The sequence below is a fragment of the Hyphomonas sp. CY54-11-8 genome, assembly GCF_000682735.1.
Lineage (GTDB): Bacteria > Pseudomonadota > Alphaproteobacteria > Caulobacterales > Hyphomonadaceae > Hyphomonas.
Window position 1 is genome coordinate 241937 of record NZ_AWFD01000023.1, and the last position, 16965, is coordinate 258901.

The window sequence follows — 16965 nt, forward strand, 5'->3', positions numbered from 1 at the left end:
CCTACAGGAGTAATCCATGCTTCGGGCTTTTTCAGTGAGTGCCGCGCTGGCATCGCTTCTGGTGCTCGGCAATTGCGCCACCGCAGCCGGGCCTGATCAGGCCGCCATCCCGGAACATTATGTCTCCGCCAGCAGTTCGGCGAGCGCGGAGGCCGCCGCGGCGAAATCCTACGCGCTGGCACCGATGGACAGCCGCATCGCCCCGACGAATGCCGACTTCCTCGAATATGCCACCTATGTCGAACAGGCCTTTGGCGCCCAGGGGCTGACCCGCGCCGCGCCAGGCAGCCAGCCGGACCTGGTGGTCCTGCTGCGCTACGGAACGGGCGCGCCGGAAAAGCGCGTGCGCGTGAATGATACGGCGGAATTTGACCATGTCACCATGGCCGCCCAGGGCGTGGAATTTTCCCCGGCGGCGGCAAGCTCCGGCAAATCCTCCGCCGTCTTCGGGCCCAGCGGACGGTCCGCCGGCGCCACGTTCGCGCTCGGCTCTGAATTCGCGCCGAAGACCTACACGACCTATACGCATTTCATCCTGCTGGACGGCTATCTCGTCGACCCGGCCAAAGACGCCAGCGACTGGGAGAAAGCCTTCGAGACCGACATCGGCAGCACCGGCACCAGCGCCGACCTGCACCAGGCCTTCCCCTACATGATCGCCGCCACCCTCGACACCATCGCCACCGACACAGGCGATGTCGTCCGCACCGAAATCACGGGCACGGATGAGCGTGTGGCATACATCCGGAGCGTAGCGGGAAATTCTGCGCCTTGATCGCTAAACCGACGGCCTGAAGACCGGCGTCAATTTTCCGTTTAAGGCAGAGCTCGCGAACACCGCCTCCGTTCCCGATAGGCTCCGCGCGCTATTCCAGATGCTGATGATTCTCTGTGCTATCAGAGCCTGAGAAGCCGCTCATAAAAGCCGCCCCATTGGCGGCCCGGCTCTACGAGGTGGGCTTCTAAAATCCAGTAGCGGGGGCGGCCGAGATGGTCGGGCGTGCTCAGCGGTTCGGGGTTGTCCGGCCAGAGGCGCTGGAGGGCCTGTTCCAGCGGCCAGGTGGCGTGCGGGAACTCCCCCACGGTGTGCCCGGCGATCTTTCCGCCGAAATGATAGCCCCGCGCCTCCGCCGCGCGGCAGGCAAAGTCATAAACCTCCGCCCCCGTTACATCCGGTTTGCTGAGGGTGAAGGCGCGCATTTCCTCGAACACTTCGGGCAGCGCGGCGACCAGCGTGTGGCGGGCCGGGTCCTGCCCCATCGCATAGGTGCGGCCGACGTCGGCCTCCGCCTGTTCGAAGACGGGGCCCATGTCGACATAGACCGTGTCCTCCGGCCCGATGGTCACTTCGTCCGGCATGTCCGAGAAGATGCAGGTCGTGTTGACGCCCGCGCGCACGAGGCGCTGGTGCCAGTTGCGCTTTATCCCGAACTGCTCGGCCGCGATGGTTTCGATGTCGCGGTCGACCTCGCCTTCGGTGCGGCCTGGTTTCATGATGCCCGCAGCCTCGATTGCGTCCAGCAGCGCGAAGGCGCGTTCCTCTGCGTCGACCATTCTTGCCCAGCGGGCGGCTTCGTCTTTTTCGTGTTCGGTCATGCCCCAGACATGAGGGGGCCTTGCCCGGGTGTCAAACCTTGCGGCGACTTACGCCACCGCCACCACTCGCGCCCCGGCGGTTGCCGTCTTCACCGCGCAGTTCTTGCCGCGGGCCTTTGCCTCGTAGAGCGCATGGTCTGCCCGGCTGAGTTGTGAGGAAAGATTCTCCGCAGCTTCCGCCACACACCAGCCGAGGCTGATCGTCACCGGCAGGTTTCCCGGATGGCGGTGTTCCACGGCGCGCACCAGCGCCTCGAACCAGATGCGCGCGGCGGCCTCGCTGGCGAACGTGCCCGCGACGGCGAATTCCTCCCCGCCAAGCCGGGCCAGGATGATGCCATCCGAGGCAAGGTCTGCCAGCGCGGCGGCCAGCCCTTTCAGCACCCGGTCACCCGTATCATGGCCGTGGGTGTCATTGATGCGTTTGAAATTGTCGATGTCGGCAATGGCGCAGGCGAAAATGTCGGTGCTGCGATGCGCGTCGGTCTGCAGCGTCCCTGCCCGCGCGAAAAAGGCGCGGCGGTTCGGCAGGCCGGTCAGTTCGTCATGATTGGCCAGCCGGTCGTTCAGCGCCGCCAGCCGCTCGGCCCGGATCTGGGCGCGCAGGACGAAGAAGCTGCAGGTCGGCGAGATCAGGGTCGGCAGCACGACGCAGGAAATGTAGATGTCACGCAAGCGGATGACGGGGTCGATCTGCAGCCAGACCCAGACGGGGAAGACGGTGAAGAAGATCGAGCCGATCGTGATGATCGCCCCGAGCCTGACCGCCCGGCGCACGTCGCGCGGCGGCATCCAATCCCGTCCCAGTCCCATGCCTCGCCTTATGCAGTTTCCTGCTTAAGGGGCCGTCCAGAAGGTCTGTGAAATTTGATCTATTCATGGTCCATACATGGTCTATTCACGGTGTTTACACGGTGCCGCGTCCCCGGAGGGGGTGTTGGATAAGGTGTGGGACAGATCGCAGCTTTGCGGGGCGGACTTTCCCGGCTAAAGCCATGCCCATGAGCCTCAAGACCCGCATCATCCCCTGCCTCGACGTGAAAGACGGGCGTACCGTCAAGGGCGTCAACTTCGTGGACTTGAAGGACGCGGGCGACCCCGTCGCGCTGGCCAAGGCCTATGACGCGCAAGGCGCAGACGAGCTCTGTTTCCTCGATATCACCGCCAGCCACGAAGGCCGCGGCACCCTGCTCGACATCGTCTCGGCGACGGCAGAACAGTGCTTCATGCCCCTGACGGTGGGCGGCGGCGTGCGCAGCGCAGACGACCTCGTCGCGCTGCTCCGGGCCGGGGCCGACAAGGTGGCGATCAATTCCGCCGCGGTCGCAGACCCTTCCGTCATCTCCCGCTGCGCCGCCAAGGCCGGGCGCCAGGCTGTCGTCGTCGCCATCGATGCGCGGCGCGTCAATGACGAGGAAGGCGGCCACTGGGAGATCTTCACCCATGGCGGCCGCACGGCCACGGGCATCGACGCGGTGGCGTTCGCAAAGGAAGCCGAAAAGCGCGGTGCCGGCGAGATCCTGCTGACCAGCATGGACAAGGACGGCACCAAATCCGGCTATGACATCCCGCTGCTGAAGGCGGTCACATCTGTTGTAAACATTCCGGTTGTGGCCAGCGGCGGCGCCGGCAGCGTGGACGACATGCCAGCCGCCGTGCTGGACGGCGGGGCGAGCGCCGTGCTCGCCGCCTCGATCTTCCATTTCGGCGAAGCGACCGTGGCAGACGCCCGGCGCGCATTGCATGCCGCCGGGGCGCCCGTCCGCCCGTTCTAAATTTTATTCCGCGAAGACGGGTTTGCGCTTCTGCATCTCGGCCATCACCGCTTCCATCTGGTTGGGTGTGCGGATGACTTTCAGCTGTTCGGTGCTTTCCAGCATCAGGAGGTCTGCGTCCGACAGCTCCGCCATCGCATTGCACAGCGTTTTGGCGCCGCGCATTGCGGCCGGGTGCTTGTTGGCGATGATCTTGGCCAGTGCCAGCGCGTCCTCCAGCGGCGTCTCGGAGACGTGCGTGGCAAAGCCCATGGCCTGCGCTTCGCGGCCATTGAACTCCCGGTTGGTATAGGTCAGCTCGCGGATCACATCGTCGCGCGCATTGCCCCGCCACAGGGGGAAGCCGGCCATGTCGGGCACCAGGCCCCACTTCATTTCCATGATCGCACAGCGCGTGTCCGGATGGATGAAGCGCACGTCCGCGCCTGACAGGATCTGGAACCCGCCACCGAAGGCCACGCCGTGAGCGGCCGCAATCACGGGCACTTCCAGCTTCCGCCAGCCCCAGGCGACGTATTGGGCGAGGTTCGCATCGCCGAAGGCCCGCGTGGCAAGGTCGCCCGTTGCGCCACCTTTTTTCTTCTCCCCATCGCCGGAGGAATTACCTGACATGCTGGACAGGTCGAGGCCCGCACAGAAGGCCCGCCCCTCCCCTGACAGCACGACGCAGCGCAGGCCCTTTGTGCCGTGCAGCTCCTCGATCGTGTCGGCCAGCGCCTTGAACTGGGCAGGGTCGAGCGCATTCATCTTGTCGGTGCGCACCATACGGACATCGGCGATGCCGTCTTCAAGATGCGTGATCGTCACCCGGTCGTTCATCTGGAATCCTCCTCGTTTCAGGTAAAAGTGACGTAGGCGCAGCCTGCGTCAAGCGGGCAGGCTTCCTCCCCTCGCGGAAGGAGAGTATGGAGGCCCCATGTCTATTCTCGGATCCGCCGACCGCCTCGCCGAAGCCCTCGCCCATCTGGGCATGACCATCGATACGCGCGCCGAAACGGGCGACGCGAGCGCGTCCTGGACGGCAAAGCTGCTGTCGAAAGGCGTCGGCGCCTGCGCGGACAAGGCGGAGGAAGAAGCCGGCGAATTCATCCAGGCCCTGCGCGAAGAAAGCAATGAACGCGTCGCCAGCGAAGCCGCCGACATGCTCTATCACGCCCTTGTTGCCCTGCGCGTGCGCGGTGTCAGCCTCGACGATGTGGCGACTGCGCTGGAGAAACGGCAAGGTACAAGCGGGATTGTGGAAAAGGCGAGCCGCAAGGACTGAGCGTCAGAGCTTCCGCTCCAGATAGATCACTTCCTTTTCGCCGGGCACGAAGGCCTGGCCGCCGACTTCCTCGAAACCGAGCCGTTTGTGAAAGCGCAGCGAGCCCGGATTGGGCGGCAGGCGGTTCACCTCGCATCCAATGGCATCGTAGCGCCCGGCGCAGACCGCAAACACCGCCTGATAGAGTGCTTCGCCGATCCGCTGGCCCCGCGCACGCGCATCGATGGCGATCCGGTCGACATAATTCACATTGCCGCCCCGCGCCTCGAACCAGCGGAGATTGTCGCTGGTATAGGCAGCCGTGCCCGGCGGCACGAGATTCAGGAAACCGACTGGCTGGCCGTCTTCCCCCACCGCAACGAGGCATTCGGAGAGAGATAGCCACTTGGCCAGATCTTCGGGTGTTTCGCGGCTGACGCCCGGCACGCCCTGCTCGTTGATCGCGTGCAGGGCCGGCAGGTCTGCGGGCGCATAGGCCCGGATTGTGATCATGAAATCTCTTTCGGCGGCTTCAGGCGGCGCTTGGTCTGGTGGCTGTCAGCCTTGTCGCCGGTCGGCTTTTCGCCACGCATATAATGGCGCTGCCAGCGCTCCTTCATTGCGCTCTCTTCGCCCTCACCAAGCCGCTTGTTGAAGTCGGCGCGGCTTTCCGTCCAGGCATTGTATTCCTTCACCAGTTCCTCGTTCGAGCGCAGGAGTTTCCGCTCCGGCTGAATCTCTTCCAGCTTCTTGTGCTCCATCAGTGTGATGAAAGCGAAGGGCTCGCCCTTTTCGAAGATCACGCTGCCCTTGCGGGTCATCTGCCAGTTCATCGTGAACGGGAATGGCAGCCAGTCGGTCTCAACCAGGCCCGTCAGCGGATAGATCCCATCCTTCGGCCAGTTCGGCGGGCCAGTCACCCAGACGCCCCAGCCGGGCGGCGTGCGGAAGAGGTGGCCGGTGTGGAAGGTGACGATGCCGCGGGCGAAGTGCGCCCCGGCAAAACTCTCGATGCTGCGCGGGTCGCCACGGGTCAGCAGGCGGATGTCCTCGTTTCGCGGGCCGCCATTCCACTCGATCTTGATGTCCATCGGCGCCAGCAATTCCCAGCCCGTGGAGTTCGCCATGGTCAGCGGCAGGCAACGATAGGGATGGCGGTCGGTAAAGGCGTCCATCCAGTCACGATTTGACCGCGCAGGCACCAGATCCGGCGCGACATCGTAGATTTTGTAGCAATCAAGAAACATGGGGGAGGCTCTGCGCTTGACGGAGGCCACAAGTCTTGGCCCAAAGGGCCCCATGACGGCAACCCCCGACGACCTGTTCGCCTATCTACACCAGCTGGGCATCGCGCACTCGACACAGTGGCACGAGGCTGTGTTCACCGTGGACCAGAGCACGGACGTGAAACGCACCCTGCCCGGCAGGCATACAAAGAACCTTTTCCTCAAGGACAAGGACGGCAACATCATCCTGATCGCGGCAGAGGCGCACTCTCAGCTGAAGCTGAACAAGTTGCACAAACTGATCGGGACGAAGCGGCTGTCCTTTGGTTCGCCAGACCTCATGGAGGAACTGCTCGGCGTGACGCCCGGCTCGGTCACCGCATTTGCCTTGATGAACGACACCGAAGGCCGCGTGCGGTTCCTTGTCGACGCGGCACTCATGGAACATGAACCGGTCAACTTCCACCCGCTCACCAATACCGGCACAACGACGGTTTCAAAGGCGGATTTCGAAAAGTTCGTTCGCGCCACCGGCCATGGCTTTGAAGTGATCGATTTCACCCAGCTGCTGACCGACGCAGAGTAAGGCGGGCGGGCGTCTCACGAATTTGTTCGCGCTCGCCTCTGGTCATGCCGTTTCTGGCCGCTAGTGTCGCCGCAACAAGACAGGGAGAACGCCAACATGCAACACCGCCGCCTCGGCCGAAGCGCCATCTATGTATCCGATATCTGTATGGGCACGATGACCTTCGGTTCCCAGACCGATGAGGCTGAATCCCTGCGGATTCTCGACGCGAGCTTCGACGCCGGGATCAATTTCTACGACACCGCTGAGAACTACCCCGTCCCGCCCGATACCAAATGGGCCGGCCGCACGGAGGAAATTGTTGGCAAATGGCTGAAGACCAAGGACCGGGATTCCATCATCCTGGCGACCAAGGTCTGCGGACCTTCACATGGCTGGATCAAGGGCAGCCAGCGCGCCGGCATGACCGCGCTCGACCGCCACAACATCACCAAAGCCATCGAGGACAGCCTCACCCGTCTCGGAACGGACTATGTGGACCTTTACCAGACCCACTGGCCGGACCATGGCACAGCCTATGACGAGACGATGGAAACGCTGGATGACCTCGTCCAGGCCGGAAAGGTCCGCATCGTCGGCTGTTCAAACGAAGATGCATGGGGCCTGATGAAAAGCCTCGAAGCGTCCAGCCGACTCGGCACCGTTCGCTACGAGACGATCCAGAACAATTTCAGCCTGAACAACCGCCGCTTCGAGGACGCGCTCTCCAAGGTCTGCGTGAAGGAAGACGTCAGCCTGATCCCATACTCCCCAATCGGCGGCGGTGTCCTCTCCGGCAAATATCAGGATGGCGCACGGCCGGAAGGCGCACGCTTCTCCCGCTATCTGGAGATTGGCGGCCGACAGGCAGCGATGGCCCACCGCTTCGTGAACGAGAAATCGCTCGCCTCGACGGCAAGGTTCATGGACATCGCGAAGGAGGCCGGCATCAACGTCGTCACCCTCGCTACCGCCTGGTCGAAGCAGCACAAATTCGTGGCCTCCACCATTGTCGGTGTCTCGAAGTTCGACCAGTTGGACGACATCTTCGCCGCTGCAGACCTCACCCTGTCGGATGACGTGATGAAGGCCTGCGACGCGGTGACGAAGGACATCCAGTACCCGATGGGCTGACACCTCCACAAATTGAAACCCCCGTTCGCATTTCACCGCGAACGGGGGTTGCCCCAATTGCCCACCTTAGCCGGGTGAGATTGTTCAGGCGACGGTCATTCCGGAGAGGGGCGTCCGTTCGCCAATACTTCGCGTTTGCCGGCGTGGTTCGGCGCGGAAATGATGCCCTCTTCCTCCAGCCGGTCGATGACGCCCGCCGCCTTGTTGTAACCGATCTTCAAGCGGCGCTGCAGGTAAGACGTCGAGGCGCGCTGGTCGCGCACAACAATGGCGATGGCCTGCGAGAAGAGATCGTCTTCTTCGTCGCCGGTTGAAGTGCCGAGCATCGCATCCATCACGGCCGAACCGGTGGAGCCATCATCCGGCGCTTCCAGGATATCCATCACATAGTCCGGCTCGCCCTGCTCACGCAGCCAGTCGGTGACCGCGCCGACGTCTTCATCGGAAACGAACGGGCCATGCAGGCGCGTCGATTTATGGCCCGGTGCCTGGTAGAGCAGGTCGCCCATGCCGAGCAGCTGTTCAGCGCCCTGCTCGTTGAGGATTGTCCGGGAGTCGATCTTCGTCGTCACCATGTAGGAGATACGAGTCGGGAAGTTCGCCTTGATCGTACCGGTAATGACGTCCACGGACGGACGCTGCGTTGCAGTGATCAGGTGGATGCCGGCCGCACGCGCCATCTGGGCGAGACGCTGGACGCAGCCTTCCACTTCCTTGCCGGCCACCAGCATCAGATCGGCCATCTCGTCGATCACGACCACGATGTTCGGAATATGCTCTGTCGGCAGGATCTCGGTTTCGTAGACCGGCTTGCCGCGATCATCGAAACCGGTCTGCACCTTGCGAACGAGGTTCTCGCCGGCATTGCGGTATTTCGCGGCTTTCTCGTTGAAGCCCGCGAGGTTCCGGACGCCCGCTTTCGACATCAGTTCATAGCGGCTTTCCATTTCGCGCACGGTCCACTGCAGCGCGTTCACGGCTTTCTTCGGATCGGTCACAACCGGTGCCAGCAGGTGCGGGATGCCTTCATAGATCGAGAGCTCGAGCATTTTTGGGTCGATCATGATGAAACGGCACTGTTCCGGCGTGTGACGGTAGATCAGTGACAGGATCATCGCGTTCACACCGACCGACTTACCCGAGCCCGTCGTACCCGCGATCAGCAAGTGAGGCATCTTGGCCAGGTCGACCACGGTCGGCACGCCGCCAATGTCTTCACCCAGCGCCATCGGAAGGCTGGCCCGTGAGCCGGTGTAGGCGTCCGATTGCAGCAGCGTGCGGAGATACACCGTATCGCGATCTTCATTCGGCAGTTCGATACCGATCGCATTCTTGCCCGGCACAACCGCGACGCGGGCAGATTTCGCGCTCATCGAGCGGGCAATGTCGTCTGCCAGAGAGATGACGCGGGAAGATTTCACGCCCGGCGCCGGCTCCATTTCGAACAGGGTAATCACCGGGCCCGGGCGCACTTCCTTGACGCGGCCGCGAACACCGAACTCCTTCAGAACGTCTGAAAGTTTCGCAGCCTTCGCGAGCAGCGCATCCTCATCGATCGAGTCGGCGCGTTCGACCGTCTGTTCCAGGAGATCGATCGACGGCAGGCGTCCGGCCTTGCGGCGGCGTTCGACCGGCTTGGAGACACGCGGCGCTGCAGACTGCGGCTTCGCCTTGGGCTTCGGCAAGGTGAAGAGCGGCTTACGCTCCTGCTCTTCATCCTCGTCATCTTCATAATCGTCGGCTTCGTCGTCGATTTCGTCTTCGTAGTCATCGTAATCGTCTTCGGCGTCGTCGAGGTATTCCGCTTCATCATCAAAGTCGTCGTCTTCTTCGATCTCGATGACATTCTTGCCGCGCTTGCGCAGGAAACCGGGCGTTTCATCGTCATCAGTCAGCACGACGCGGGCGCGATCTTCTCGGACGTCGACCATCTCGTCTTCGACCTCGATCCTGCGCTTCGGTGCGAGGGCACGTGCGATGGCAAGAAGCAAGCCGCCGACCCCGCTGGCCTGACGGGCAGCACGAGCACCGGACGATGCGGCCGCATGCTTCAGAAGACGGGCATCGCCGCGGCGGAAGCCGAGCGCCGACAGACCAGCCCAGAGGGCGAGCGTACCGAGGAAAAAGGCGGCCCAGCTTTCAGGGGACGGCAGCATCAGCGCACGGAAAGGCATGGCCGCGAAATGGAACAGGCCATCGCCGACCACGCCGCCAAGCCCGGCGCTCAGCGGCCAGGACTGCGGCACCGGCCAGGCAGCGAAGAAGGCCGCCGAAAACGGCACAAACAGGAAGCCCTTCACCCAGCGATGCACACGCGGCGCGCCAATCAGCACAGTGCGCATAGCCCCGCCAATCATCAGCGCGAGACCGGCGGTCCATGCCGACCAGCCGAGCGTCTGACGGGCAAGGTCTGCGAACACGGCGCCTGAGCGCCCGAACAGGTTCTGAACATCAGAATCGGTCGCGGCATTCCAGGAAGGGTCCGTCGCAACATAAGAGCCGACACTGCCACAGATGAAAACGCCGATCGCAAATGCGGCCGCACCCGTCAGGATGCGCCAGACAGGATCGCTAACGCTGAAATGGGTTGCGTCATCATCATAAGCATAGTCGGTCATGAAGGGGGACGGCTCCGTGTTGTCGGTGGAGCGGTCAATCTGGCCCATCAACCTTAACTCTGGGCAAATGCCCGAAAGTCTTTTTCAGCGGCGAATTAACGATTTCAGAGGGGCGTTTCGGGGCTCGGATCCGGCATTATCCGGCTCACGCCGGTACATGTCCCTGCCCCGTCCCATGAGGGTCCTGGTGCATTTAATTCCCGTAATCACGGAACATCCGGCCTGATGCTCTATTGATACAGGACAATCAGGAAACCCGAAAGGAGACACGAAATGACACGCGCCCTGATCACACCCGCAGCCTTTGCGCTGTTAACGGTTATGTCTGCAAATGCACAGGAAATGAATGAAGATGCCTCTGCAGTTAACGCCTCCAAAGCCGAAATTTTTGACGAAATCCCGGCTGACCTGGAAGGCATGTCCGTTCAGGACCTGAACGAACTGCAGCGCGCCCGGCTGGAACAGAACGCCTTCGAGATCGCCGAATTGACGAACAAGGCCCCGGTGATCGTCGCCGATACGCCTGAGCCGGAAGAGGAGCTCGTCTTCACGGCCGAGCGCGAGGAAGTCATCGTCCCGCAGGACGGACCTGCGGAAGTCGCCGTGGGCGGGCCCTATTATGAGAGCGAATCCGAAGCGATGAAGGATGGGGACCTGAACACACCCCCGGCCGCCAGGCCGGAAGACGCTGAAACGCAGGAGCAGTAAGTCCCCTTCCCTCCCGCAATGAAAAAACCCCCGGCAGATCCTGCCGGGGGTTTTCGTTTCGGAGAGCCGCAACCTTAGGCGTTGGTGAAGTCCGGATAGGCTTCGAGACCAACTTCGGAAACGTCCATACCGGCCATTTCCTCTTCCTCGCTGGCGCGGACGCCAATCGTGAGCTTGAGGGCCATCCAGACGATCACGGAAGCGATCGAGACGAACACACCAGTCAGGACCACGCCAACCAGCTGGCCGACATAGCTCGGGTCACCGGCTTCGTTCGGCATGATGTTGTTGCCGTAGGAAGCGGCAACGATGATCGTGCCCCAGATACCGCAGACAAGGTGGACCGGGATGGCGCCGACGACGTCATCGATCTTGAACTTGTCGAGCACCGGAACGGTCAGGACAGCCAGGACACCGCCCACGCCGCCGATAAGGACCGAAGCGCCCATGGACGGCGCCAGCGGCTCAGCCGTGATGGACACCAGGCCGCCGAGCGCGCCGTTGAAGACCATCGTGGCGTCGACCTTGCCCTTGTAGAGGACGGCGGTGGTGATCATGGCGAACAGCGTACCGCCGACAGCCCCCATATTCGTGTTGGCGAAGATCTGGGCGACCGAGTTGATGTCCGTCACCGTACCGGCAGCAAGCTGCGAAGCACCGTTAAAGCCGAACCAGCCGAACCACAGGATAAAAGTACCAAGACCGGCGAGCGGGATGTTGGAGCCCGGCATCGGGTTCACTTGCTTGCCGAAATACTTGCCTGTCCGCGGGCCGATGATCAGCGCACCCATAAGAGCCGCCCAGCCACCCGTCGAGTGCACCAGCGTCGAACCGGCGAAGTCGGAGAAGGCCCATTCGGAGTCGAGGTAACCGCCGCCCCACTCCCAGGACACGACGATCGGATAGATGAAGCCGGTCAGGACAGCTGTGAAGATCAGGAACGGCCAGAGCTTCACGCGCTCGGCAACCGTACCGGAGACAATCGAAGCAGCCGTTGCAACGAACACCATCTGGAAGAACCAGTCGGAAGCCGGAGCGTAACCCGCATCGCTCATGGCCTCGAGGTCGCCGCCGTTCCAGATAACCGGTGTCGTGCCGAGCAGGCCGCCGAGGATCGTGGAGCCCGGATAGGCCATGTTGTAGCCGACCAGCCAGAACATGAAGCCGGCCACAGCGTACAGCACAACGTTCTTCATCGACTGCATGGCAGCGTTCTTCGAACGCACCAGACCGACCTCAAGACACATGAAGCCGGCTGCCATCAGCATGACGATGATGCCGCCGATCAGGAACAGGTAGGAGTTGTCGACATAGGAACTCGCGCTGCTGTTCACAGACTCTTCCAGTGCAGCGAGCCGTGCTTCCAGATCCGCGTCCTGTGCGTATGCGAGCGCCCCCGTCAACGCGAAGGCGGGCAGCAAGGCCACCCCGCGCGTCATTCTTTTCAGTAACTGGCCCATTCGGCCCCTCCATGTCGCAGGTTTCGGAGCTCGGGACCCCCCGCGCTCTCCCATCTCCGATATGATTTCGGGTGCCCAAGAAAGTCGCTTGGCGCCTCTGCTCTGAGGCCCATTCTCAAGACGAGTGGTCAAAACATGTGCAGCGTTGCGGCGAAACGCCCAATTCCTTACCACCGCTAGACGGAGGATTAAGACAGGCGTAGCTAGTCACCATGTCGAAACCATCCCTCGCCTCCAACGAACCTGTAGACCTCGTTATTGTCGGGGCCGGTCCTGTTGGCACCTCTCTGGCGGTTCTGGCCGTCCAGCGCGGCTTCTCAACAATCCTGATTGATGCGCGCGATCCTTCTGCAGCGCCTGCAACGGATACACGTACATTTGCTATAGTTCGCGGCAGCTGGCGGATGCTGGGGGCCACCGGGGTTCACCCCCTGCTCGAAGGGACAACAGAGGCTCTGAATGGGCTGGAAGCCACCGATGGAGGCAGTCATGTCTTCGGCGCCCCCGGTGTGATCTTCGGAAATGAGGATCTTCCGGACGATGATGACGGCCAACCTCTAGGACAAATGGTCCCGTCAGCAGACCTTCAGAAGGCCCTGGACGAGGTTGCTGGTCAGATTGCAGGCACTGATCAGGGCCTCGTTATCCTTAATGGCGCCCGCTTCAAGGGACTGGAGGACGGGCCCGGTCCGGCGACCGTTGTGCTGGAAGACGGCACCCGGATCCGCACCCGGCTGGTCGCCGCCTGCGACGGGGTGAATTCCTCGGTTCGCGATGCCCTCGGCATCGGGACGGAGGATCATGATTATGGAAAATCCGTCTTCGCCGCGAATGTGAAACTGGACCGTCCGCATAAAGGCATCGCCCGCCAGCTGTTCATGCCGGAAGGCCCGTTTGCGACCCTGCCGATGCCGGACAACCGGGCCAATCTGGCCTGGTACATGAAGCGCGGCGCCGCCGAGGCGCTGGCAAAGATGCCGGTTGAGGACATTGAGGCGGAGCTGAATGCGCGGTTCGAGGATTTCGCCGGACATATGACGATCGACGGGCCTGTCATCTCCTATCCGCTGAAAATGCGCCTTGCCCGGGCAATGACCGGGCCGCGTGTGGCCCTGCTGGGCGATGCGGCGCACCGGATCAACCCGCTGGCCGGACAAGGCCTGAACCTCGGCTTCAAGGACGTCGCTGCCCTGATCGACATCATGGTCGAGTCGCGTGAAGTGGGCCTCGACCATGGTGCCGCGCCTGCCTTGGAGCGCTACCAGCAATGGCGCCGCTTCGACATGACGAGCGTGGCCCTGTTCATGGATGTGATCGACCGGGCCTTTTCAAACGACAATGCTGTGCTGAAACCCCTGCGGGGTCTTGCCCTGACGGCGGCCAACAAGATCGGTCCGCTACGCCGGGCGATGGCGCGTCAGGCCAGCGCCGACCAGCCGCACCTGCCGAGCCTTATGCAGTAACGGCCTCGTCGCCGACGGTGAGTTTTCGGATCAGATCCCAGTTATAGAGCCCGCTATCGTGCCCGTCCGAGAAGACAATGCGGAGCGCATAACGGCCGACCGGGTCGGCGCGAAGCACACTGATATCGTCCGGCACCGGCGCCTGCGGCGGAGGCAGCCCGCTACCATGGCCGCGTACAGCCGCTGACGGAGACTGTTCTCTAAGCCGCTTGTAGCTAACCGAACCGGACTTGCCGTCATCGAATTCGGCATAGAGCGCGCCATCCGATTTGCGGAAGACGAGCTTCAGGGGCCAGGCCATGGCGCTCATGCCCCGCCCTCTTCCAAGTCCAGGTCGCGCGCCTCTTCCGGCAGCATGATCGGGATACCGCCCCGGATCGGATAAGCCAGCCGTGCCTTGGGCGAGACCAGTTCATCCGTTTCCGCATTGTAGTGAAGCGGCTGGCGCGTCTGCGGGCAGATGAGGATTTCAAGAAGGCGCGGATCAACGCCCGAATGGGGCCGGCGCGTGCTGGAAGTGTCGTCAGTCATGGGCGTCCTATTGCAGGGTTCCGTCATCTGGACCAGCGGAATCCATTGTCAGGATTGTGATCAGCATGTCGGCCCGGTCTCTCAGCGTGGGCGCTTCCAGCAGGGCCTGCTTCTCCATCACCGAGAACGGGCTGCCCGCGGCCAGTGCCTGAACCAGCGCATCGACGGGAGCCACTTCAACCGCATCCCAATCCGCCTTCATGTCGTGACTGCTGACATATTTGCGCAGTGCGGCGACCAGATCCTCGCGCGATGGCAGACCGACCACAGAATCTGGTTTCAGATCGTTCGCATAAGGCGCCCAGTTCGGACGCACCTGACGGTAGGGCGTCATCACATCCAGCTCCTCCAGCACGCGAAAGCGGGCAATGCCGGCCAGGGTGATCAGGTAACGGCCATCATCCGTTTCGGAATAAGACGTGATGCGCCCGGCACAACCAACGCCAATCAGGTCCGGCTTCTGGCGGTCACCGCCAACGCTCTGGATCATGCCGATCAGCCGGTTTCCGGCCATCGCATCGTCGACCATGTTCAGGTAACGCGGCTCGAAGATGTTGAGCGGCAGATGCCAGTGGGGAAACAGCACGACACCCGGCAGCGGGAACACGGTCAATGTGTCCGGCAACTGATCCACCGAGTGATAGGTTACGCTGCTCATTTTGCCTCCGGGGCGCCGTTGCCCCCTCGCATCACGGCATTATGCGGGAGGTGGCTGCCTCAGGCAAACATAAGGGATGCGAGACGGCGGCGTCCGTCGACTGTTGCCGGATCGGTCGGGCCCGCCGCTTCGAAAATCTGGAGCAGCTTTTCCTTCGCCTTGCCTTCTTCCCAATCCATCTTGGATCCGAGGATGATCAGCAGGTGATCGACCGCATCACCATAGCGCTGGGCCGCTGCGTATTTCTCAGCCAGTTCAAACCGCTTGGCGTGATCTTCCGGCGCCGCCATGACGGCGTTCAGCAAGTCGTCGAATTCGTCGGCAGCCGGAGCGTCTTCCATCATGTCGATCGCCATGCGCACGCCTTTGACAGCGGTGTCGTGCTTCTGGTCTTCCGGCACCATGTCCAGCGTTTCGGCGGCGCGTTCCTTGTCACCATTGGCGAGGTAGCAGCGCGCAAGGCCCGCAATCGCGGCGACATTCTGCGGGTCATGCTGAATGATCGCGGCGTAGATCTGTGCGGCCGTCGCGATATCACCGGCCTGGCTGGCAGCTTCTGCCTGCGCGAGCGCATCTGCGATTTCCTTGGCGGAATCGGTCCCGGAGACGAGCTTTTCGATGAAGCTGCGCACCTGGCCTTCCGGCAGCGCGCCCATGAACGCATCGACCGGGCGGCCCTTGTCGAACGCATAGACCGCCGGGATAGAGCGCACGCCGAGCTGGCCGGCATAGGCCGGGTTCTCGTCGATATTGATCTTCACCAGTTTCACCGCGCCATTATGGCTCTCGACCACTTTCTCGATCACCGGGCCGAGCTGGCGGCAGGGGCCGCACCAAGGGGCCCAGAAATCGACGATCACGGGCTGGGTGTTTGACGCCTCGACCACATCGGTCATGAACTCCTGGTCGGTGGTGTCTTTGGTGTGCAGGGCTGCGGCATCGGCCATGGCTAGTATTCCTTCAAAGTCTGGCCGGAAGATGGGCGTTCAGGCCAGACTTCGCAAGCAGAACAACAGACACGCCTGCGTGTTCATCTGCGGTCAGGTCTTGCACCGTGCCTGCCCTGAAGCTGAATGGCGGCCAACGAAAAGCGGCCAAAATACCTTTATCCCGCCCTGTTTAGGCAGGGTTCAGGCGATTAAGTGTAAGCGCAAGGTCACGAAAAGGAGACCCGTTCGATGAAGACCAAGCTCGCTGCCCTGGTTGCTGCTGCCGCCCTCGCCGGCACACCCCTCGCGCTGGCGCGTCAGGCGACCCCCGAAGCGGCACCGACAAAGATCACCACGGCGCCGGCCGGTATGACCGCTGCCCAGCGCACCGCGCTGCTGAAAGACATCGCCGCCTCCATGGAGAAGGTGAAGACCGCCTCAGGCCGGTTCGACCAGCTCTCGCCGGACTTTACGACCAGCACGGGCAGCTTCGCCATTTCCCGCCCCGGTAAGGTGCGGTTCGACTATGACGCCCCTTCCCCGCTTCTGATCGTCGCCAATGGCACGACGGTCGCGATGCAGGACTCCGAACTGGAGACGACCGACCGCGTGCCGCTCGGCTCCACCCCGCTTGCCCTGCTGCTCGACGACAATCTCGATTTCGAGACCGAGGCCGAGATTGTGGACGTCAGTGAAAGCGGCGATGAGGCGGCGGTGACCCTTCGCGATCCGGATGGCGAAATGGACGGCACGCTGACCCTGTTGTTCAGCGGTCCGGATCATGACCTGACCGGCTGGCGCACGATCGACAGTGCAGGGAACCTGACTCAGGTCGAATTGCACAATGTGGTGACCGGAAAGAAACTCAATCCGCGCCTCTTCATCGTCAGGGATTTCGACGACGAGTAGTGCAACAACTGCAACAGATTCCGAAACCACTCGCCCCGGGAGCCCACGCTTTCCGGGCGAGTGTTACCAAGAGTCACTCAAGCACTTAACACATATTTTACTTGAAATTTTCGCCCGTAGTGACATCTTTGCAACTGTCGACACACGGCA

19 protein-coding genes are annotated in these 16965 nt (G+C 62.4%); 8 read left to right on the forward strand and 11 right to left on the reverse strand.

The window, feature by feature from the left end; translation table 11 throughout:
* The first annotated feature begins 16 nt into the window (after positions 1–16).
* The gene (locus tag HY17_RS12350) at positions 17–775 is read left to right on the forward strand and encodes a DUF4136 domain-containing protein (protein ID WP_034766881.1); all 759 of its coding nucleotides are present in this window, start codon (positions 17–19) and stop codon (positions 773–775) included.
* A 122-nt stretch (positions 776–897) separates the two neighbouring features.
* On the opposite strand, the gene HY17_RS12355 is transcribed toward HY17_RS12350, so the two are convergent.
* Complete coding sequence (locus tag HY17_RS12355; protein WP_034766883.1) at positions 898–1596, reverse strand: M24 family metallopeptidase; 699 nt, start codon at positions 1594–1596, stop codon at positions 898–900.
* A 48-nt stretch (positions 1597–1644) separates the two neighbouring features.
* Positions 1645–2409, reverse strand: coding sequence for a GGDEF domain-containing protein (locus HY17_RS19480; RefSeq protein ID WP_051600046.1), 765 nt, complete (start codon positions 2407–2409; stop codon positions 1645–1647).
* Positions 2410–2597: 188 nt separating this feature from the next.
* Here HY17_RS19480 and hisF point away from each other — a divergent pair, with 188 nt between their 5' ends.
* A complete protein-coding gene (hisF, locus tag HY17_RS12365) occupies positions 2598–3371 on the forward strand; it encodes an imidazole glycerol phosphate synthase subunit HisF (protein WP_034766885.1) in 774 nt (257 codons plus the stop codon).
* 3 nt (positions 3372–3374) lie between these two features.
* On the opposite strand, the gene HY17_RS12370 is transcribed toward hisF, so the two are convergent.
* Entirely contained in the window at positions 3375–4190 is an 816-nt protein-coding gene (locus HY17_RS12370) for a crotonase/enoyl-CoA hydratase family protein (RefSeq protein ID WP_034766887.1), read from the reverse strand.
* Between the two features lie 97 nt (positions 4191–4287).
* On the opposite strand from HY17_RS12370, the gene hisE reads away from it, so the two are divergent.
* Positions 4288–4635 carry a phosphoribosyl-ATP diphosphatase gene (gene hisE / locus HY17_RS12375; RefSeq protein WP_034766889.1) on the forward strand — a complete coding sequence of 116 codons (348 nt, stop codon included), beginning with the start codon at positions 4288–4290 and terminating at the stop codon, positions 4633–4635.
* Positions 4636–4638: 3 nt separating this feature from the next.
* Here hisE and HY17_RS12380 read toward each other — a convergent pair whose 3' ends face one another.
* Both HY17_RS12380 and HY17_RS12385 read right to left on the reverse strand, forming a co-directional pair.
* A complete protein-coding gene (locus tag HY17_RS12380) occupies positions 4639–5127 on the reverse strand; it encodes a GNAT family N-acetyltransferase (protein ID WP_034766891.1) in 489 nt (162 codons plus the stop codon).
* Complete coding sequence (locus HY17_RS12385) at positions 5124–5861, reverse strand: DUF6065 family protein (RefSeq protein WP_034766892.1); 738 nt, start codon at positions 5859–5861, stop codon at positions 5124–5126. The genes HY17_RS12380 and HY17_RS12385 overlap by 4 nt, the downstream gene beginning before the upstream one ends.
* A gap of 52 nt (positions 5862–5913) precedes the next feature.
* Here HY17_RS12385 and HY17_RS12390 point away from each other — a divergent pair, with 52 nt between their 5' ends.
* Positions 5914–6426, forward strand: a complete 513-nt coding sequence (locus HY17_RS12390) for a prolyl-tRNA synthetase associated domain-containing protein (RefSeq protein ID WP_034767090.1) — start codon at positions 5914–5916, stop codon at positions 6424–6426.
* A 96-nt stretch (positions 6427–6522) separates the two neighbouring features.
* Positions 6523–7539, forward strand: coding sequence for an aldo/keto reductase (locus HY17_RS12395; protein ID WP_034766894.1), 1017 nt, complete (start codon positions 6523–6525; stop codon positions 7537–7539).
* 95 nt (positions 7540–7634) lie between these two features.
* Here the strand turns inward: HY17_RS12395 and HY17_RS12400 are convergent, their stop codons facing one another.
* Positions 7635–10205: a DNA translocase FtsK 4TM domain-containing protein gene (locus HY17_RS12400; protein WP_233348779.1), complete on the reverse strand. Its 2571-nt coding sequence runs from the start codon at positions 10203–10205 to the stop codon at positions 7635–7637.
* 225 nt (positions 10206–10430) lie between these two features.
* On the opposite strand from HY17_RS12400, the gene HY17_RS12405 reads away from it, so the two are divergent.
* On the forward strand, positions 10431–10865 hold the full coding sequence (locus tag HY17_RS12405) for a hypothetical protein (RefSeq protein WP_034766896.1): 435 nt from the start codon (positions 10431–10433) through the stop codon (positions 10863–10865).
* A gap of 74 nt (positions 10866–10939) precedes the next feature.
* Here HY17_RS12405 and HY17_RS12410 read toward each other — a convergent pair whose 3' ends face one another.
* Positions 10940–12325, reverse strand: coding sequence for an ammonium transporter (locus tag HY17_RS12410; RefSeq protein WP_034766898.1), 1386 nt, complete (start codon positions 12323–12325; stop codon positions 10940–10942).
* Positions 12326–12537: 212 nt separating this feature from the next.
* Here HY17_RS12410 and HY17_RS12415 point away from each other — a divergent pair, with 212 nt between their 5' ends.
* Positions 12538–13788: an FAD-dependent oxidoreductase gene (locus HY17_RS12415; protein ID WP_034766900.1), complete on the forward strand. Its 1251-nt coding sequence runs from the start codon at positions 12538–12540 to the stop codon at positions 13786–13788.
* Here HY17_RS12415 and HY17_RS12420 read toward each other — a convergent pair.
* Genes HY17_RS12420 through trxA form a run of 4 tightly spaced genes read right to left on the reverse strand, consistent with a single transcriptional unit; the run spans position 13778 to position 15924 of the window.
* Positions 13778–14098, reverse strand: a complete 321-nt coding sequence (locus tag HY17_RS12420; protein ID WP_034766903.1) for a DUF971 domain-containing protein — start codon at positions 14096–14098, stop codon at positions 13778–13780. The two genes, HY17_RS12415 and HY17_RS12420, sit on opposite strands and share 11 nt — an antisense overlap.
* The gene (locus HY17_RS12425; RefSeq protein ID WP_034766904.1) at positions 14095–14319 is read right to left on the reverse strand and encodes a Trm112 family protein; all 225 of its coding nucleotides are present in this window, start codon (positions 14317–14319) and stop codon (positions 14095–14097) included. Before HY17_RS12425 ends, HY17_RS12420 begins: the two co-directional genes overlap by 4 nt.
* Positions 14320–14326: 7 nt before the next feature.
* Positions 14327–14977: an LON peptidase substrate-binding domain-containing protein gene (locus tag HY17_RS12430; RefSeq protein ID WP_034766906.1), complete on the reverse strand. Its 651-nt coding sequence runs from the start codon at positions 14975–14977 to the stop codon at positions 14327–14329.
* A 59-nt stretch (positions 14978–15036) separates the two neighbouring features.
* Positions 15037–15924 (reverse strand): thioredoxin, encoded by an 888-nt coding sequence (gene trxA, locus HY17_RS12435; RefSeq protein ID WP_034766909.1) that lies wholly within the window; start codon positions 15922–15924, stop codon positions 15037–15039.
* Between the two features lie 231 nt (positions 15925–16155).
* Between trxA and HY17_RS12440 the strand changes: the two genes are divergently transcribed.
* Complete coding sequence (locus HY17_RS12440) at positions 16156–16815, forward strand: outer membrane lipoprotein carrier protein LolA (protein ID WP_034766911.1); 660 nt, start codon at positions 16156–16158, stop codon at positions 16813–16815.
* The last annotated feature ends 150 nt before the right edge of the window (positions 16816–16965 follow it).

What these genes read in the sequence shown, in the direction of transcription:
- HY17_RS12350 (WP_034766881.1), top strand. Translation starts at nt 17, where the DNA reads ATGCTTCGGGCTTTTTCAGTGAGTGCCGCGCTGGCATCGCTTCTGGTG.
- HY17_RS12355 (WP_034766883.1), bottom strand. Translation starts at nt 1,596, where the DNA reads ATGACCGAACACGAAAAAGACGAAGCCGCCCGCTGGGCAAGAATGGTC.
- HY17_RS19480 (WP_051600046.1), bottom strand. Translation starts at nt 2,409, where the DNA reads ATGGGACTGGGACGGGATTGGATGCCGCCGCGCGACGTGCGCCGGGCG.
- hisF (WP_034766885.1), top strand. Translation starts at nt 2,598, where the DNA reads ATGAGCCTCAAGACCCGCATCATCCCCTGCCTCGACGTGAAAGACGGG.
- HY17_RS12370 (WP_034766887.1), bottom strand. Translation starts at nt 4,190, where the DNA reads ATGAACGACCGGGTGACGATCACGCATCTTGAAGACGGCATCGCCGAT.
- hisE (WP_034766889.1), top strand. Translation starts at nt 4,288, where the DNA reads ATGTCTATTCTCGGATCCGCCGACCGCCTCGCCGAAGCCCTCGCCCAT.
- HY17_RS12380 (WP_034766891.1), bottom strand. Translation starts at nt 5,127, where the DNA reads ATGATCACAATCCGGGCCTATGCGCCCGCAGACCTGCCGGCCCTGCAC.
- HY17_RS12385 (WP_034766892.1), bottom strand. Translation starts at nt 5,861, where the DNA reads ATGTTTCTTGATTGCTACAAAATCTACGATGTCGCGCCGGATCTGGTG.
- HY17_RS12390 (WP_034767090.1), top strand. Translation starts at nt 5,914, where the DNA reads ATGACGGCAACCCCCGACGACCTGTTCGCCTATCTACACCAGCTGGGC.
- HY17_RS12395 (WP_034766894.1), top strand. Translation starts at nt 6,523, where the DNA reads ATGCAACACCGCCGCCTCGGCCGAAGCGCCATCTATGTATCCGATATC.
- HY17_RS12400 (WP_233348779.1), bottom strand. Translation starts at nt 10,205, where the DNA reads ATGGGCCAGATTGACCGCTCCACCGACAACACGGAGCCGTCCCCCTTC.
- HY17_RS12405 (WP_034766896.1), top strand. Translation starts at nt 10,431, where the DNA reads ATGACACGCGCCCTGATCACACCCGCAGCCTTTGCGCTGTTAACGGTT.
- HY17_RS12410 (WP_034766898.1), bottom strand. Translation starts at nt 12,325, where the DNA reads ATGGGCCAGTTACTGAAAAGAATGACGCGCGGGGTGGCCTTGCTGCCC.
- HY17_RS12415 (WP_034766900.1), top strand. Translation starts at nt 12,538, where the DNA reads ATGTCGAAACCATCCCTCGCCTCCAACGAACCTGTAGACCTCGTTATT.
- HY17_RS12420 (WP_034766903.1), bottom strand. Translation starts at nt 14,098, where the DNA reads ATGAGCGCCATGGCCTGGCCCCTGAAGCTCGTCTTCCGCAAATCGGAT.
- HY17_RS12425 (WP_034766904.1), bottom strand. Translation starts at nt 14,319, where the DNA reads ATGACTGACGACACTTCCAGCACGCGCCGGCCCCATTCGGGCGTTGAT.
- HY17_RS12430 (WP_034766906.1), bottom strand. Translation starts at nt 14,977, where the DNA reads ATGAGCAGCGTAACCTATCACTCGGTGGATCAGTTGCCGGACACATTG.
- trxA (WP_034766909.1), bottom strand. Translation starts at nt 15,924, where the DNA reads ATGGCCGATGCCGCAGCCCTGCACACCAAAGACACCACCGACCAGGAG.
- HY17_RS12440 (WP_034766911.1), top strand. Translation starts at nt 16,156, where the DNA reads ATGAAGACCAAGCTCGCTGCCCTGGTTGCTGCTGCCGCCCTCGCCGGC.